Annotated in this window: 10 protein-coding genes, 1 other RNA gene and 1 pseudogene; 10 read left to right on the forward strand and 2 right to left on the reverse strand. The window is 40.6% G+C overall.

What is annotated here, in order from left to right; all coding sequences use genetic code 11:
* On the reverse strand, nt 1–535 hold a 535-nt coding region (locus MXE38_RS03785; RefSeq protein WP_246911780.1), incomplete at its 3' end, for a globin domain-containing protein.
* Nucleotides 536–1445: 910 nt separating this feature from the next.
* Between MXE38_RS03785 and sucC the strand changes: the two genes are divergently transcribed.
* From sucC to eno, 4 genes are all read left to right on the forward strand, one after another.
* Nucleotides 1446–2606 (forward strand): ADP-forming succinate--CoA ligase subunit beta, encoded by a 1161-nt coding sequence (gene sucC / locus MXE38_RS03790; protein ID WP_246911782.1) that lies wholly within the window; start codon nt 1446–1448, stop codon nt 2604–2606.
* Nucleotides 2607–2638: 32 nt separating this feature from the next.
* Entirely contained in the window at nt 2639–3517 is an 879-nt protein-coding gene (gene sucD, locus MXE38_RS03795) for a succinate--CoA ligase subunit alpha (protein ID WP_246911787.1), read from the forward strand.
* Between the two features lie 898 nt (nt 3518–4415).
* On the forward strand, nt 4416–6815 hold the full coding sequence (locus MXE38_RS03800) for a DUF533 domain-containing protein (protein WP_246911791.1): 2400 nt from the start codon (nt 4416–4418) through the stop codon (nt 6813–6815).
* A 609-nt stretch (nt 6816–7424) separates the two neighbouring features.
* Nucleotides 7425–8720, forward strand: a complete 1296-nt coding sequence (gene eno / locus MXE38_RS03805) for a phosphopyruvate hydratase (protein WP_246911795.1) — start codon at nt 7425–7427, stop codon at nt 8718–8720.
* A 119-nt stretch (nt 8721–8839) separates the two neighbouring features.
* On the opposite strand, the gene MXE38_RS03810 is transcribed toward eno, so the two are convergent.
* Entirely contained in the window at nt 8840–9907 is a 1068-nt protein-coding gene (locus MXE38_RS03810) for an ankyrin repeat domain-containing protein (RefSeq protein ID WP_246911799.1), read from the reverse strand.
* A gap of 1139 nt (nt 9908–11046) precedes the next feature.
* Here MXE38_RS03810 and MXE38_RS03815 point away from each other — a divergent pair.
* The 6 genes and pseudogenes from MXE38_RS03815 to ssrS all read left to right on the forward strand — a co-directional run bounded on the left by MXE38_RS03815 (nt 11047) and on the right by ssrS (nt 17426).
* Nucleotides 11047–11679: a phosphoribosylanthranilate isomerase gene (locus tag MXE38_RS03815; RefSeq protein WP_246911802.1), complete on the forward strand. Its 633-nt coding sequence runs from the start codon at nt 11047–11049 to the stop codon at nt 11677–11679.
* Nucleotides 11680–11719: 40 nt separating this feature from the next.
* Nucleotides 11720–12910 (forward strand): tryptophan synthase subunit beta, encoded by a 1191-nt coding sequence (trpB, locus tag MXE38_RS03820; protein WP_348647355.1) that lies wholly within the window; start codon nt 11720–11722, stop codon nt 12908–12910.
* Nucleotides 12903–13700 (forward strand): tryptophan synthase subunit alpha, encoded by a 798-nt coding sequence (gene trpA, locus MXE38_RS03825; protein ID WP_246911810.1) that lies wholly within the window; start codon nt 12903–12905, stop codon nt 13698–13700. The genes trpB and trpA overlap by 8 nt, the downstream gene beginning before the upstream one ends.
* A gap of 860 nt (nt 13701–14560) precedes the next feature.
* A complete protein-coding gene (locus tag MXE38_RS03830) occupies nt 14561–15979 on the forward strand; it encodes a DNA cytosine methyltransferase (RefSeq protein ID WP_246911821.1) in 1419 nt (472 codons plus the stop codon).
* 523 nt (nt 15980–16502) lie between these two features.
* Nucleotides 16503–16829: pseudogene (locus tag MXE38_RS12400) on the forward strand (autotransporter domain-containing protein); the annotation flags it as partial.
* A gap of 391 nt (nt 16830–17220) precedes the next feature.
* Nucleotides 17221–17426, forward strand: a non-coding RNA gene (gene ssrS / locus MXE38_RS03835) — 6S RNA.
* Nucleotides 17427–17521 lie beyond the last annotated feature (95 nt).

The raw sequence follows: 17521 nt of genomic DNA on the forward strand, positions 1-17521 counted from the left end.
CATCAACAGGCTCTAAAATGAAGCTGGTAACATCTTCAGTTTCCTTTTTCTTGTTGGAAATTCTAAAGCTACGCCAGCCAGACCAACCACCAACAGAGTTAGCGCAGTCTTCATAAAGCTCAGACTCGGTCTTAATTAAAATCTCTGCTAATTGAGCATAAGCTGCTGCCCAAGCATCTAAAATCTCATCATTAGCCTGATCTCCTAAGACCTTTTCAATAGCATCAAGCAAGTGCTTGCCTACAATAGGATAGTGTTTGGCGCGAATATTTAAGGATACGTGCTTGCTGGCAATGTGCTTAACAGTATTGAAAAGAACAGTTGGGTTTTCAATGTTTTGGGCATAAGCTAAAACTGCAGCAGCTAAGGAGATCTGTTGTCTACCTGTTCGCTGGTGTCCTTGGTTAAAAATCTGTCGGAACTCTGGATTGTTAGCTAGCATCTGGCTGTACATGATGGAGGTAATTTCTACACCATGTTCTTGTAAAAAAGGAACAGAGCTTTTAATTAGTTCAATCTGTTTTTCCGTGAGCATCGTGGTGTCCTATTATCTTAACAACAGCAATAAAAATTTTTACGAGCGCATTTAAGAGCGCAAGTTCTAGCTAAATAACAATACTAACATGAAAGAGATTTTTCTAATTTAAGCGAGATAGTAATTATCAATTAAAGGTAAATAAAAGCTTAACTAAAGGCTCATAGCCTGTTTAGTTGTCTATTGGCTATTGATCAAAAGAATTGAGTAGACCTTATGGGATTTGATAGTTGATATGGCTTTTGACTATCAATTCAACAATGGCAAATACTATTTGAACAGTGAATATAATGTACTAAGCAGAGTGGCTATATTGCTAATAGGTTTGCTTGGATCAAACTGTTTTAAATCGATGGTAAAAGCATTGTCCATCATTTACATTTATGAGCCAACTGTTAACTGTAGGTTTAGGCACTTTCATAATAAAGATGTGGGGTATCAATAGGTGGTGCGGGCGATGGTGAAAAGTAGGGGTGAATCTTGCATTAATTTAGTGCGTTAATAAAATCAAAGCTAATTTAATGGGTAATAATGGTGCAAAAATGACCTTATGGCTAAAAGTTGCACTTGAAATAGGCAGGGAAAAACACTGTCGATGAGGGGCTAGCAAACCGCTTAATTATCGGCTTTGATTGAATGGCTGCTAGGTATTTTAGATTTTTTTATCACTAAATCCTGTCTTATGTTTATCTTTTCTAGATTCTATAATGTTTAGCACAATCAAACATACTTAATTGTTTGTATAACTCTTAATCACGGGCTTTTAAGAGGGCAATCAAGAGAGCTTGCATTTTGCATGTTTTGTTGATTGCCAAAATCATGGTTTAAAACTTTAAGCCATGGCTCTTAGGGCCCTCCAACAGAGGTCTAATCTTGTTTTAGACACAGCTTTGCTGAAGATGGTTTTATTATGAATTTACACGAGTATCAATCTAAGGAGCTTCTCCGCTCTTATGGCTTACCTATTGCTGATTTTCGTATTAGCACCAAAGCTCTTGGTATTGGTAAGTTTGCTTATGAATTAGCCCCAGGCCCTTTTGTTTGTAAATGTCAGGTTCACGCTGGTGCTCGTGGCAAAGCTGGTGGTGTAGCTGTGGTTAATACCCCAGCAGAGGCTGAGGCTTTTGCTGCTAAGTGGTTAGGTGCTCGTTTAGTAACTAATCAAACTGGCCCAGAGGGTAAGTTAGTTTCCCGTATTTTGATTGAGCGTGCGACTGAATCAGTACGAGAGCTTTATGTAGGCGCAACTATTGATAGAACCAGCTCTAATTTGACTATCATGGCCTCAGAGGGCGGTATGTCTATTGAGGAGCTAGCTGCCAAAGATGCCTCCAAGATTTTAAAGGTTAATATTGATTTATTAACTGGCCCACAACCTTATCAAGGTAGAGAGTTAGCTTACAAGTTAGGTCTAAAGGGCAAGCAAGTTAACGAATTTGCCAAGATCTTTATGGGTATTGCCCGTGCTTTCTTAGATAAGGACTTATCTTTAGTAGAGATCAATCCATTGGCAGTAACCACTGATGGCTCATTATTATGCTTAGATGCCAAGATTAATATTGACTCTTATGCTCTTTATCGCCATCCAGAATTTTTAGATCTTGACGACCCTTCACAAGAAGATCCTCGCATTGCTCGTGCTGTGGCTTCCAACTTCTCTTACGTTCCATTAACAGGCTCGATTGGCTGTTTAGTTAATGGCGCAGGCTTAGCCATGGGTACTATGGATATTATTAAGGCCTGTGGTGGCGAGCCTGCCAACTTCTTAGATGTAGGCGGTACTGCAACTAAAGAGCGTGTGATGGAGGCCTTTAAGATCATTCTTGAGGATAAGAATGTAAAGTGCATCTTGGTTAATATCTTTGGCGGTATTGTACGTTGCGACTTGATTGCTGAGGGTATTTTAGGCGCTGTTCATGAGGTGGGCACTCAGGTACCTGTAGTGGTTCGTTTAGAGGGTAACCATGCTCAAGATGGTGCAGCAATTCTAGCCAATAGTGGACTAGATATTAGCTCTGCAACTGGTTTGCGTGAAGCTGCTTTATTAGCCGTTCAAAAGGCATCATTATAGTGTTGGGCCGTGTAAGATAAGGTTTTTTCATCATGAGTATTCTCATTAACAAAGATACCAAGATTATTTGCCAAGGTATTACTGGCTCTCAAGGTACTGTTCATTCTGAGCAATGTTTGGCTTATTGTGATACCAAGCTCGTAGGTGGTGTTACTCCAGGTCGTGGAGGTGCTACCCATTTAGGCTTGCCTGTATTTAATACTGTTCGTGAGGCTATGGACGTTACTCACGCAACTTGCTCTATGATTTTTGTACCACCTCCATTTGCTGCCGACTCTATTTTTGAGGCTATTGATGCAGGTATGGAGCTGATTATTTGTATTACTGAGGGCATCCCTGTACTTGACATGTTGCGTGTTAAGGCCCGTTTACGTCAATCAAACTCTATGTTAATCGGCCCTAACTGCCCAGGTGTTGTAACTCCTGGTGAGTGTAAAGTAGGTATTATGCCTGGCTCTATTCACTCCAAGGGTAAAGTAGGTATCGTATCTCGTTCAGGTACCCTTACTTATGAGGCAGTAAAGCAAACTACTGATGCAGGTTTTGGTCAGTCAACCTGTGTAGGCATTGGTGGTGATCCTGTTCAGGGCTCTAACTTTGTTGATATGCTCAAGCTCTTTGAGCAAGATCCTCAAACAGAGGCGGTAGTTTTAGTAGGTGAGATTGGTGGTACCTCTGAGCAAGAGGCTGCTGCTTGGATCAAAGATAATATGACCAAGCCTGTAGTTTCCTATATTGCTGGTGCCTCTGCTCCTGCTGGTCAAAGAATGGGCCATGCTGGTGCTATTATCTCTGGCGGCCAGGGTACTGCTATTGCTAAGCAGCAGGCACTTCGTGATGCTGGTGTCACTGTAGTACCAACAGCAGCTGATATTGCTGATGGTCTACGTGAGGCTACTGGCTGGAATTAATAGTTTAATCATTTCTAAATATGTACTATTCAAGCCCAAAGAGTATTTCTTTGGGCTTTTTAGCTTTATGGAGCTCTAAGTTTCTTTTCATAGATGGCTTATCTGAGCTATTTATCAGCTAACAATAGTTGTCTTAGAAAAGAAGGAGCTAAGCTCTTAACAAAAATGAAAAGGTAGCCTAATAGGGTCACATCTTCCCCTCACCACAGTGATGAATATGGTGTTTTTTAATTGTTGATAAAAACCATAGCCATAACTATAAGTTGGGCGCTGTCAGTTTGTTTGTTTTGTGGTCTGTAGGTTGATGTAGTCGGGGGTGCTTTGCGGTGTTTGTGGTGTGTCTTGTGCTTTGGCACAACAGTATTTTTAGTTGGCTTAGTAATACTGTTAGAAAATTCGATAAATAAGGTAAATAAGCTCCTTAATAAAGTCACTTGATTTTGTGCCTTTTCTTGTGACCTGCGTTAAAGTTTTCTTAATTAATCGCAAAACTGATTATATTTATCGCATTTTATTATCAAGATGCTGCGATAATAGATAGATATTACAACACCATATTTTCTTCCAATGCAACATTTGATGTAGTGTACTATTTGTGGGTTTTTTAGTGTTGATTTAGTGCAGTAGCGTCAGAGGCTGCTTGCTTTGAGTGCATAATAGAAGAATTGTGATGGTTTTTTATGAAATGAAGTGTGTTTGCTATTATTAGCGTTTAAACTAACACTACAACATGCTTACATTAGTGGTAATTTCAACTTTTAAGAGCTCTGCCTTAAGGCTAATTTTGCTTAGCTAAACTATTTTATAGGGCATCTTAGTTCCTTGTTTTAATCCATCCAAGCGTCGTTCTTTAAAGGTTTGGTTAATGAGTTAACACTACTTTATGGAGTTTTCAGCTATGGAAGATCCATCCAATATTCGCAATCAATATCATGGTTCATATGAGCAGTCATTAAACAGCCAAAATGAGTCACAGTTTGATTCATCTTATGGTGCAGTAGGTTCCAAGCTAGTAAAAGGCTTGAGTTCCTTACGCTCATGTATGGATATGGATGGTTTACCTAAGCAATTAGGTCAAGCTACAGGCAAAATGCTTGCTATAGCCAAGGACTCTCTTAATGATAGCTTGCCACAACAAAGCGCTGGTGCCTTGGTTTATGCCTACCATGACACTAATGAGCCTAAATTATTAGCTTATAGTCCAACTAAGATCGCAGCCAATGCGGTAATTCCTGGTGGTAGCTGGGATCAGATCCCTATGCAAGCACAACGTGATAGCGCAACCTGCGCTAGCAGCAATTATGATTTCCACCATATTTCATCGCAAAATATTTGGCAAAAAGTGCGCTCAGCTAAGCGCACCTGGTCTCAATCAAGTAACAATAGCTCTAATAAAGCTAATTCATACTGGACACGAGGCCGTCGTACTTTAAAAGAAACAGCTGATTTCTTTAAAAACTTACCACGCTTAAATTCTAATGAAGACAGTGCTTATTTGGATTTTAATGATCCAGCGCAGACTAATGATTATCCATTAGCCCAAGATAGTCAGCTGATTGTAAATCAGGTGTTAGCTAATCCTTATCAGCCTCATTTTGCCAAAAAAGAGGAAAGTGATTTTTGGGTAGCACCTAATAACGATGATATTTGTGTGCATGGCAGCTCTGATGATAGCATTCGCTCCTTATTATCTTTAATCGAAGATGAAATTGAGGATGAAAATTGCCAGCGCTTAGACTTTGTATCTCACTCTACTAAGAGTGCCACTCAGCCCCATAGTGCTTATGATAAGGTATCAGCCTCAAGCACTAGCGCTATTTTTGATGGCCAAGAGTGCTCTGTCATATCAACTAAGCAACAAAAGAATGCTGTCTATTCTGCTGCCGCTGCGTCAGATTCTGCCATTACTAACGACTCTGCCTCTGACCATGAGGTTGAAGTTGAAGTAGTAGGGTCAAGTAATTGGTCTAAACATTGGCATCAAAGATCGGCCTATCCTAATCAAGAACGCTCTCAGGTTGCTCCTGTGTTGAGCCAAGACCAAAACCTTAGCTTTGGCCAAGGTCTGGGCCTTGACCAAGTTCCAGGCACTTACTCAGGGACTGGGTATGACTATGGTCTTGATGCTAGCTTGGCTAGCAGCTCTCAATTGGCTAATAACAAGCTTGCTAAGGCTGATGTTAATTGTAATGTCCAAGCTCAAAGCAAAGAGCGACATAAGACCAGTAAGAGCTGGGGTAATAATTTATATGTGCAATTATGCGCAGAAAATGCTCCTCCCAGTAGTAGCCAAAGCTCCACTTTTCGCCAGACTGCCTCTAAAGCGCTTAGTGAGGTATCACAGGCATTAGCTTCTTTACTGGGCTTTAATGCTATGAATGAGGCTTATGCTCAGGTAGCTAATAGAGATGAGGTAGGGCTGTTTACCAAGGCTTTAGTTCATCGACCTGTAGCTCAAGGCTTATCACATTTTGTACTGCACCAAAATCCTTTACAATTTAATACTGGACAACTATTGGATAATAAGAGTTTGGCTATGGATTTTACAAACAATAAAGAGCTTGTAGAGAAGCAAGCTGCTAACCAAACATCTAGCTCCTTATCGCTAGCAGATAAGGACAGCCATGAGCTCAGTATGAGGGCTTTTAGTGGTAAAAATGATCTTAACTCTATGAGTAGTGAGCAGGCCTTAAGTAGGGTTTCTGAAAATGATCGTCGCTCTGAGCGCTCAATATGTTCTTACTTTATGCCTAATGATTTAAGTGATCATGGTGCCATTAAAGAGCAAAAAAATATTCGCCCAGCAGACGTGCTGGCCTATGGCATATTTAAGCAGTGGATGCGTCGCAGAGCTTCTGTCCTACGTCCTGATGGTACTTTAGAAGAGGCTAATGAGTCTGCCTTATATGATACTGTCTTAGTTTTATTGCAAACTATGATTTTTGCTATGAGAGCTGATGGTCGTATTGAAAATGATGAACATCAATCACTAGTAGACTTTTGTAGTTCTGTGGCTCCTAAGAGCTTGTTTAACAATATTAGAGGTGAGATTGATAGGCTCTTAACTATAGATTTAGATCCAGCTTTATTAGCTAAAAAGGTACGTTTCCCTGAGGAAAGTTTAGATATTTACCTGCTCTCAGCTGTGTTTTTAAACAATAGTCATTTTTTAGAGTTAGGATATTTGGAAAACTTGGCCGCTTGTTTAGGTATCGACCCAAGTTTAAGACGTAGTTTGGATGATAATGCTCACAAGCTGATATTAAATTATCCCAAGCTGAATGAATCCTGCTCATAGAACATTAAAGCCTTATTTAGACCTCTAACTATTACTTACCAGTTAGAGGTCTTTTATTTTGTAAATAATCACCTCTTACTTAACAATTCCCTCCCCAAGCAGCTAAAACGCAAGCTTTACTAAAAGGGCTGATATGGCCTTAACCTAAGTGAAAATTATTATTTGTGTAAAAAGTGTGATGGATATTGCAATGGGTTGCAATTAGTGTATACTATCTTATGTAAGCTAAAGCTAACCAAGGTTAGCCTTGGCTTTGGTCGAGTTTCTAATTGATCGACTTTAAGTTCAGCATAGGTCTGGGTGCTTATATTCAAAGTAAGCACCTAAGTTTCTAAAGACGAGACTGACGACCTCCTAACAATAGTTAGTCCTTGTCTAAGCCTGATGCTCCTAGCACCAATAAAAGGCTGCCTCTTAGTTTGTGATACCGCTAAAGCACCTTTTAGTGCCCAGTTTCTTCATCATTAAATAAGTTTTTTGCCCAAAGGTAGTTTGGGCAAGAGACTTTACAGATTTCCCTCTAAGAATATGTGTCATCTCAAGCTGTTCTTAGAGTTTAAGCCAAAAATTGGCGTATTTATCCTGAGATATTCATTTTAAGGAAAAGACATGAGCGCAATTGCAGATATTAAAGCCCGTGAAATCATTGATAGCCGTGGTAACCCAACTGTAGAGTGTGATGTTTTATTAGAGACTGGCGCTTTTGGCCGTGCTAGTGTTCCATCTGGCGCTTCTACTGGTGTTCGTGAGGCTATTGAGTTACGTGATGGCGACAAATCACGTTACGATGGTAAGGGTGTGCTTAAGGCTGTTGCTAATGTCAATACCGAGATCCGTGATGCCTTAGTAGGTATGGAAGCAAGTGATCAGGTATTAATTGACCGTACTATGATTAAGTTAGACGGTACTGAGACTAAGGCTCGCCTTGGCGCTAATGCTATTTTAGCTGTGTCTATGGCTGTTGCTAAGGCAGCAGCTGAGGACGCTGGCTTACCTTTATACAAGTACTTAGGCGGCTGCTCCAAGATGGAAATGCCAGTACCAATGATGAACATCATCAATGGTGGTGCACACGCTAACAACAACCTTGATATTCAAGAGTTTATGATTATCCCTGTAGGCGCTCCAAGCTTAGCTGAGGCCGTACGTATGGGTGCTCAAACTTTCCACGCTTTACGTAAGATCATTAACTCCAAGGGCATGACTACTGCTGTGGGTGATGAGGGTGGTTTTGCTCCTTCTATCGATTCCCACGAAGAAGCTATTGAGCTTATTATGGAGGCTATTAAGGCTGCCAACTATGTTCCAGGTAAGGACATTTACATTGGCTTAGACTGCGCCTCTAGTGAGTTCTATAACGCTGAAAAGAATGTTTACGAGTTAACCAAGCAAGGTAAGACCTACACTATTGACCAGTGGATCGACGTATTAGAGTCTTGGGTTGATAAGTATCCTCTTATCTCCATCGAAGATGGTGCCGCTGAGGGTGATTGGGATGGTTGGAAGAAGTTAACCGATCGCTTAGGCTCTAAGTGCCAATTAGTGGGTGACGACCTCTTTGTAACTAACCCAGCTATCTTAAAGGAAGGCATTGTCAAGGGTGTAGCTAACGCTATCTTAATTAAGGTTAACCAGATTGGTACCTTAACTGAGACCTTCGAAGCTATTGAAATGGCTAAGAGAGCAGGTTACACCGCTATTGTTTCTCACCGCTCTGGCGAGACTGAGGATGCTACTATTGCTGATATTGCTGTGGGTACTAATGCTGGTCAAATCAAGACTGGTTCTATGTCCCGCTCAGATCGCTTAGCTAAGTACAACCAATTAATTCGTATCGAAGAGGAGTTAGAGGGTGCTACTAACTACGGTGCAGCCAACTCTTTCTACTCTATCTCTTTAAAGTAAAGCAATGCTAATACTGTAAGGTTAGGCTTTTAGACCCCTTAGTTTATCTTTACAGTAAGTGGCGCTATATTTTCCAAGTCCAATTAAGGCAGAGCCGTAAAGTTCTGCCTTATTTGTCTTTAGCGTTGATAGGATGGCTTGCTAAGCGCTATGGGCTCTAAATTTTTTGCTACCCATAAAACTGCTAAATGGCATAAGCTATCTAAAAGATCGAAGTCAAAGTCGCCTGAGGCCTTAATACTATGGCTAATAGTTTTAGCATTTAATAGTTGACTCTCATCCAAACTATTATGACTCTTAAGGTGCTTTAATAAAGCATTAAGCATAGATCTATAAGTTCTATCCCAATTAGCCCCGCCATTTTGGAAAAATTCGTGTCTTACCCGTCCTGCAATACGAATTACCTCACCTTGTACTGTCGAAGCAGGCCCATTATTAGGCACTAATAGTTCCCAAAGATACTCATATTGCTTATCTAAAGTCCCCTTAGGCAGAGTAATTTTAGTACCAATACTTGGCTTAATTTTATTAGCTACAGGCTCAACCCCAAAAAGCTCATAGAGCTTAGATAGGGCATGATCAGTGTCTTCTAAAAAATTAGGGTTGAAATCGTCCCTATAGTGCTCAAATTGCTCTCCAATATTTCTCACACTCTGGCGCATATTAGGGCTAATCACCATGCCTTGATCGAGCATCATTTGAGAGATTTTAGCCATAGCAACAATATCAACGTTTGAACATAGAGACAGGCCATACTCAAGAGCATTGAGCTTGAGTTGATTTTTAGCATTAATGTTAGCGCCATGCTCTAAAAGTATCTTAGTTGCATCAACTCTGTGTGCTGCTACAGCAGCTATCAAAGGGGTGTTGCCCATACTATCAACACTCTCGATTTGAGCTCCCAACTCAAGCAGTACAGAAACTAAATTAGTGCCATAGGAGCAGTGAGCATGCAAGGGCCGCTTACCATAAGCATTTGGGCACTCAATATCAGCCCCTTGTGCGATTAGGTATTTAAGCAAGTCTTTATTGAGATAGTAATTGTGCAAGGCTGTATTTTTAGCATAGCCTCTTTCATAAGCATCTAAAGCACAAAGTTTGAAAACCTCTTTTTGCTCCTCAGGGCTTCCTTTTTGTAAGATTTCATCGAAATTCTGTGGCAATGTCTTTCGTTTCTTAGTGGCCATAGTTTAACCTCACTCAATAGAAGAGATGCCTTAGCGATAGCAGTAAAGTAAAAACACCTTTTGGGGCTAAAAGCCACCAAAGATAACCCATGCTCATTAAAACGACCATCAACATGGTGTCAGATAATTACTTAGCCAAGCTCCCCAATATCATATAGTGCCCTCTTATTAGTAGCAAATAATCTTCATCCTAAAGTAAAGAGCAATAAAGTACAGAGCCAATTCCCACTTTTGCGTGGCCTAAAGCAACCCAAGACAAGCTCTAGTCATTGCCACAGCATTAAATAGGCTGCTGGTAATTATCTGACCATAGCCATAGTGGCTGAGCCCTTATTATTAGTAGTAAATAGGGCCCATGCTAAAGTACAGTACAATACAGTGCTAATTTCCCATTTTTAAGAGGCCAACAGCCGCCTAAGAAAAGCTCTAGTCATTGCCACAGTGTTAAATAGGATGCTTGGTTGTTGTTTGGCTATAGCCGTAGTGGCTGAGCCCTTATTAGTAGTAAATAGGGCCCATGCTAAAGTAAAGAGCGATAAAGTACAGAGCCAATTACCTTTTTTACGTGGCCAAAAGCAACCCAAGACAAGCTCTAGTCATTGCCACAGCGTTAAATAGACTGCCTGGTTGTTGTTTGGCTATAGCCGTAGTGGCTGAGCCCTTATTAGTAGGAAATAGGGCCCATGCTAAAGTACAGTACAGTACTAATTTCCCATTTTTAAGAGGCCAACAGCCGCCTAAGAAAAGCGATAATCATTGCTATAGCGTTAAATAGGATGCTTGGTTGTTGTTTGGCTATAGCCATAGTGGCTGAGCCTTAGTATTGTTTTGGGAAAGGCTACATGTGTCTTAAGAATAGGGCCAAATTAGTGCAGGTTAGGGGAAATTTAGCTAGTGTAAAAAATTTGCGCACTTTTTAGGGGCGTAAATTAAATGCTCTGTTTGCTAAGATTTGCGCCTTAAACGGCTTTTAATAAGGGAAATTTTGGTGTTTGGGGTGCTTGGTAGGCTTAAATTGGCGGTTAAGTATAAAGCGCCAGCGGTGTGCAATCAGAAAAAAAGCTACTAATGATGCTATCTTATTAGCTATGTTTATAGCGACCTAAAGATATTAAGGTCGTAATTGAGGATATGTTTTTATGAGCGCAACTACCTTAGTAAAGGTGTGCGGTCTCAAGAGGCCTGAAGATATTGAATTTGCTAATAGCTTAGGTGTGGATTACATAGGTTTTGTTTTTGCTCCTCAGAGCAAGCGCTATGTGACTCCTGCTCAAGCTTTAGAGCTTAAGAGATTGCTTAATAAGCAAATTCAGGCTGTGGGTGTGTTAGTTAACGAGCCAATTCTATCAGTAGTTAAATTAGTTGCTAGTGGCACCATTGATGTCATTCAATTACATGGTAACGAAGATAGCTTCTATATTGCTTCTTTAAGAGAGGAGCTGGAGCGTAACCATTTAGGTAATACTCCAATTATTAAGGCCTGCTCGATTAATAGCCCTCAGGATATTGAACAAGCTAAAACTTGGGATTGTGATTATGTGCTGCTCGACTCTAAACAGGGCGGCAGTGGCACTACCTTTGATTGGGCCCTCGTGGCCAGCATGGATAAACCTTACTTCTTAGCAGGCGGCTTGAGTTTAGACAATATCAAGCAAGCCATTGCAACCTGCCACCCTATGGCAGTTGATGTCAGCTCAGGAATTGAGACTGATGGAGTTAAAGATTTTACCAAGATGCATGACTTTGTTTGTTTAGTGCGTAACGCTGCCTAAACCGTGGTCTTGTATTGCTGGTTTGTAGAGGGATTTTAAAGTGACCAATCCTAAAGGACGTTTTGGCGTTCATGGCGGGCAATATGTACCTGAAACCTTAATGAATGCTATCTTTGAGCTCGAGCAAGCATATGATCATTACAAAAATGATCCTCAGTTTAACCAAGAGTTAACTGCGCTCTTTAATGATTATGCTAATCGTCCGTCAATGCTTTATTTCGCTGAGAAAATGACCAGAGATCTCGGCGGTGCCAAGATTTATTTAAAGCGTGAGGACTTAAACCATACTGGTGCTCATAAGATTAACAATGTGTTAGGTCAGGCCTTGCTTGCCAAGAAGATGGGTAAAACCCGTCTGGTAGCAGAAACTGGTGCAGGTCAACATGGTGTAGCCTCAGCTACTGCTGCGGCTTTAATGGGTCTTGAGTGCGATGTTTACATGGGTCGTGAAGACACAGAGCGTCAGGCCTTAAATGTCTATCGTATGAAGCTTTTGGGCGCACGTGTTCACCCTGTTGATAGTGGTACTGCAACCTTAAAAGATGCTGTATCTGAGGCCATGAGAGAGTGGTGTACTCGTATGAGTGATACTCATTATTGCTTAGGATCTGCTGTAGGCCCACATCCATTCCCTACTATTGTTCGTGATTTTCAGGCTGTAATTTCCAAAGAAATTAAAGAGCAAATCCTTAAAAAGGAAGGTCGTTTACCTGATGCCGTGCTTGCCTGTGTAGGCGGTGGCTCTAATGCTATTGGAGCTTTTTACCACTTTATCAATGATACTGGGGTGGCGCTTATTGGTTGCGAGGGCGCTGGCCGTGGTGTTGATACTTTGGATACTGCCGCAACTATGAATGTAGGAAAGGTAGGCATTTTCCATGGTATGAAATCCTATTTCTGCCAAGATGAGTATGGCCAAATTGCACCTGTTTATTGCATTAGTGCAGGCTTGGATTATCCAGGCATTGGACCTGAGCACTCATATTTGCATGATATTGGTCGTGCCCAATATGTTTCTATTACTGATGATGAGGCTGTAGATGCCTTTGAGTATTTATCAAAGACTGAGGGTATTATTCCAGCTATTGAGTCTTCTCATGCTGTAGCTTATGCTATGAAACTAGCTCCTACTATGTCCAAAGATAAGATTATTGTGGTTAATTTATCGGGACGTGGTGATAAGGACGTAGCTGCTATAGCTCGCTATAGAGGAGAGGAAATTCATGAGTAAGATAACCCAGGCTTTTGCTAATAATAAGGCGTTTATTCCATTTATTACCTGTGGCGATCCTGACTTAACCACCACTCATAAGCTAGTTAAGGCAGCTGTGGATAATGGTGCCGACATTATTCAATTAGGCATTCCTTTTTCAGATCCTACCGCTGAGGGACTAGCTATTCAGGCAGCAAATTTGAGGTCGCTCAAAAATAAAATTACCACTGATGACGTGTTTAATTTAGTTCAAACTATGCGTCAGGATATCAGTGCACCTTTTATTTTGACCACCTATGCTAATGCGGTCTTTTCTTATGGTATTGAATCTTTCTTTGAGCGCTGTGCCCAAGTAGGGGCTGAAGGTGTCTTGATTGCTGATGTGCCTTATGAGGAAAAAGATGAGTTTGAAGGCTTAGCCCTCAAGCATGGCGTAGAGCTCATTAGCTTAGTTTCTCCTACTTCTGAGCATAGAATTGCTAAGATTGCCAAGGAAGCTCGTGGTTTTGTTTATATCATTTCCAGCCTAGGCAATACTAAAAGTCGTGATGAACTCCTGAGCGATATTAAGCATATGGTCAAGCTAGTTCGTGAGCACACTGATTTGCCTTGCGCAGTAGGTATTGGTATTAGCACTCCTGAGCAAGCTAAAGATGTAGCTGCTATTTCTGATGGCGCTGTAGTAGGCTCAGCTATTTTAAATATCATTGCCCAATACGGCAAAGAGGCTGCTCCTCACGTAGGTAGCCTAGTCAAGTCCATGAAAGATGCCGTTAATGCTGGGGCATGCGCAGGTGCGGGCGCTTAGTAATTTAAGCATTACTGTAAAACAATCAATACATTCAAAAGCATAATCTAAAGAGCTAGGTTTCACCAAACTTAGCTCTTTCTTATTGCGCCTGCGCCATAGCTAGAGCTAGCACCAGCACAAGCTCCCGCACCAATGCTAGCGCTTGCGGTCGCACCCGCACCAGCGCCCCATCAGTGCTCTCTGTAGCACTTCCTTTTACAGGTTAATATGGCTTTATGGTTGAGCAAATTCCTAAGTGATAAATATTGAAAAAACTATAAGTTGAGTAAAGCTTATAAGGTAAACACTCGTTTAATAGTGGCTTTATGACATTAGAAGGGATGTTTGATAGGGATATTGGGGCTTAAAAGTTGAGTGAAATTTATTTTGTGAGCTGGATCGTAATTTCTATAAAATCTTTAAGCAATAAAACAGCGTAAATATCAGGTTTTTTGATGGGTGAGTCAGCTTAATTCTAGCTTATATGCAAAAAACTTGGTTCTACAAGCATGCTTTTTTAAGAATTGAGATGCAAGAGCTTGCTATGTAAGTGCGTATTTTACCATTCAACTATGCTTTAGGGCCGATAAAGAGTAGGGAAAAGGGGCAAGCTTTAGTGGGGGTTTTGAGTAATATTTGAGCTAAATCTGCTTTATATATCGTATTTTTATAAAGGGCTTGGTTAATTATCGGTGAGTAGTTGAGTATCAAAGAGAGGCTATTTAGATCTTAGGTATTTGTAGGCATTTTAGGATTTTTCCACCCTTAATCTAAACATGGTACCAGCCAGATAAAAAGCTCTTATCAAGATAACTGTTTAGTCTTAAGAGCGTTCTGGGCTGTGTGATCTAACAATGTGCATTATTAAGGATCGTATCATGCTTAGATTTGTAGAATTGTTTGCAGGTGCTGGCAGCTGGCATTTAGCTATTCAACCTTTTTTAAATCATCAAGAACAAACAGTATTGGTCTATGAACCAAATAAAGTAGCCTTACGGGTATTTAAGGACAACCTATCCAACTCCTCAGAGTGTGAGCATACTTGCTTTACTGATAAGCAAGAGGATGTAATGTCTTGTAAGGAAGTTGATTTTTGCGTAGCTTCCATAAATGCCAAAGACATTTACCTCAAATCTAACCAAGCATTAAAGCAAGCTCAAAGTTCTGATGCTCAAGTTCATGCTCACGCTATTGTTCATGTTGCCGATGCCGCTGCTGCTGACGCTTACGCAGCAACAGCTGTCGATTCAGCTGCTGACCATTCTCAAGTTCAAGTTAACCAAGCCCATCCTGTCCCTGGTCGTAATTCTGATAGTGAGCAAGTATCAGATAGCTACTCACTTTGCGACTATGAGGAGAACAGTTCATGTGGCATTTTGTTAAAGTTTTGTCAGCATGCTCAGCCTAAAGTTGTTTTGATTGAGACCTCAAGCAATCTTTTGAATTTTAATCAAGGTATTAGACTTATTAAGTTGGAGCACGAGCTTAAAAGCTTAGGCTATGTTTGCACCTCTAAAATCATGAATAATAAGGATTTTGGTGTGCCTCATAATAAAAACAGACTCTATATTTTGGCTGTTAAAAGCAATATAGACTTTGGTTTTAATAGCTTTGAATTTCCTCGTGCTTGGGGCAAAAAAGTGTGTCTTAGCGACATCTTAGAAAAAGACCCTGTTGAGCAAAAGTACTTTTTGAGTTCTGATTATTGGTGGCATTTAACTCAAAACAAGTTATGCCAGAAGATCAAGGGTTGTAATTTCGGTATGGCTTTGGCAGATATTAATGGCTGTGCTAATGCCATTGTGAAGGGCTCTATGGGCCTAGAGCGTAATTTAGTAGTGGACGATAGGGGCTATAAAGAGTGCAATGTCGATAAGCGTGTCCATAGCTTTAACTCAGGCTGCGTGCGTAAACTCACTGAAAGAGAGTACGCCAGATTGCAAGGCTATCCTGAAAAGTTTAATTTCACCTGCACTCGCAGTCATACCTACTCATTAGTGGCTACTTCTGTTTGTATTCCTGTAGTTAACTCCATTTTTAGAGCTATCTTTAATATGATTTGCAAGAACTATGGCTATTACATCAACAAGAGTACCTCAGCTCAAGCTCCATTAAAGATGATGGAGGCAGCATCTAAGATAGAGGTCTTATCAGGTAGTGCTACTCTTACTAATGCCAATATCAATTACGAGTGCGATCAAAGCGCACTTTCCTTCTTTCACCGCTGCTTAGCTTACAGCAAGGAGCTGTACTATCCTAAGTTTGACTTTAACAACTATTTAACTTGTGCTGCTTAATTATTTGTTTGCCTATTAGCTAACTCCAGATGCCTTTATTAAACATCAAGAGGCAAGCTTCAAACCTCAAATATCCCCAAAAGCAGCAAGTAATTTATGTTTTGCTCCTGCAAAGTGTAGAAGTGACACAGTGGTGGGTGGCCATTGCACGGTGAGGCTTCCCTAAAAAAAACCAAGCCTCACAGTATGGGTAGCAATCACCTTATGCTGTATACCTGCCAGGTTGGCAGTGGCAAGGTAGTTTGGCTCCAAGGCGCTAATTAGACAGGCCTAAAAGATTGTCAGCTGTTAAAGCAATAAGCAATTGATGTTGTTGGCCTACAAGTTGTTACAGCGGCAAGGAGGAGGTATACCACACACGCTGTGGTACTGTACTAAAAGCCGATAAACCATAGAGTGCCAAGGATGCAAGTATTTGCGCTGTTCGCTGTTTACTGTGTGCTGGGTACTAAGTGCTGTTTACAGGTAGGCAGCAAAAGCTTTATGTAAGGAGGAGGGGGTAGCATTTGGTTCTGTTGATGGTACCGATGCTAATGTCTTCTCTATCCCAGTAGGTATTACTTTATCCAAGGATATTGTAGCTGGTACCTGGACTGTTAAGCCAAGCTTAGATTTAACTGTTGCCTGCAACTTTGGTGATGATTCCTTAGAGAGCAAGGTTAACTATTTAGGCGTTGCTAATAAGGCTCTCTCTACTGACACTGAGTTTGTAGATTCCTTTACCTATGGCGCTACTATGGGCATTGCAGCACAAAGCGGTAATGTAAGCTTAGGTTTAGGTGTTAACTACACTGGTTCTTCTAATGTAGATCAATATGGCGTGAATGCTAATGCACGCTTTGTGTTCTAATTTAGATAGAGCTCTCTAAGTTAAATCCTCTTGCTAATTGGCAAGCTTAGCAAAGGATAATTAACGATTTTTATAAGGCAGTTTGTTAATGCTTCAAAGGCTTAACAAGCTGCCTTTTTACTTTGAGTTTAAAAAATTATAAATAAGAGCCAAGATTTGCAGTAAATAATGGGGAGTAATATCAGGATAGTTGTTGGATAGAAAGTTTTGAACAAATGGATAAATATCGTAAAGGAAGAAAATAGAGCTTAATTTGCAGCTGTAATCTTTTATGATAGCTATATTTTGGTAAAGAATACAAGCTTTTTATTTGCCTTTATTTACATGTATATCTATTGAAAAAACCAAGCTCTGTGCTATTATGTAAACACGGTAGAGATACCGTAACTAATGGTTTCTAGAGTATTCGCTAGCAGTTTTGCCCTGAGCCGATATATACTAGAATGGGTCGTCTTCTTGAGTTCCATTGAGCACGCCTAAACTATTCAGCATCTAATGTTGGGTAGTCCCTTGAGAAGCCTAGCGAGCCACAGATAACCCACCTTGAACTTACTGGTTCAAGGAGCTAAACACGGCGGCGGTATTTCCGGGGCCATTAGTTTAAAGCCCTCCATCAAAAGCTCTTCTTAATTTCTCCTTTAATTACCTTTAAAACATTTTGTAATTTTTATTTAGCTAAATACATAGATAAT

The sequence above is a fragment of the Anaerobiospirillum sp. NML120448 genome (assembly GCF_023050945.1).
Taxonomy (GTDB): domain Bacteria; phylum Pseudomonadota; class Gammaproteobacteria; order Enterobacterales; family Succinivibrionaceae; genus Anaerobiospirillum.

Coding starts and splice junctions, on each gene's coding strand:
- sucC (WP_246911782.1), top strand. CDS start 1,446: ATGAATTTACACGAGTATCAATCTAAGGAGCTTCTCCGCTCTTATGGC.
- sucD (WP_246911787.1), top strand. CDS start 2,639: ATGAGTATTCTCATTAACAAAGATACCAAGATTATTTGCCAAGGTATT.
- MXE38_RS03800 (WP_246911791.1), top strand. CDS start 4,416: ATGGAAGATCCATCCAATATTCGCAATCAATATCATGGTTCATATGAG.
- eno (WP_246911795.1), top strand. CDS start 7,425: ATGAGCGCAATTGCAGATATTAAAGCCCGTGAAATCATTGATAGCCGT.
- MXE38_RS03810 (WP_246911799.1), bottom strand. CDS start 9,907: ATGGCCACTAAGAAACGAAAGACATTGCCACAGAATTTCGATGAAATC.
- MXE38_RS03815 (WP_246911802.1), top strand. CDS start 11,047: ATGAGCGCAACTACCTTAGTAAAGGTGTGCGGTCTCAAGAGGCCTGAA.
- trpA (WP_246911810.1), top strand. CDS start 12,903: ATGAGTAAGATAACCCAGGCTTTTGCTAATAATAAGGCGTTTATTCCA.
- MXE38_RS03830 (WP_246911821.1), top strand. CDS start 14,561: ATGCTTAGATTTGTAGAATTGTTTGCAGGTGCTGGCAGCTGGCATTTA.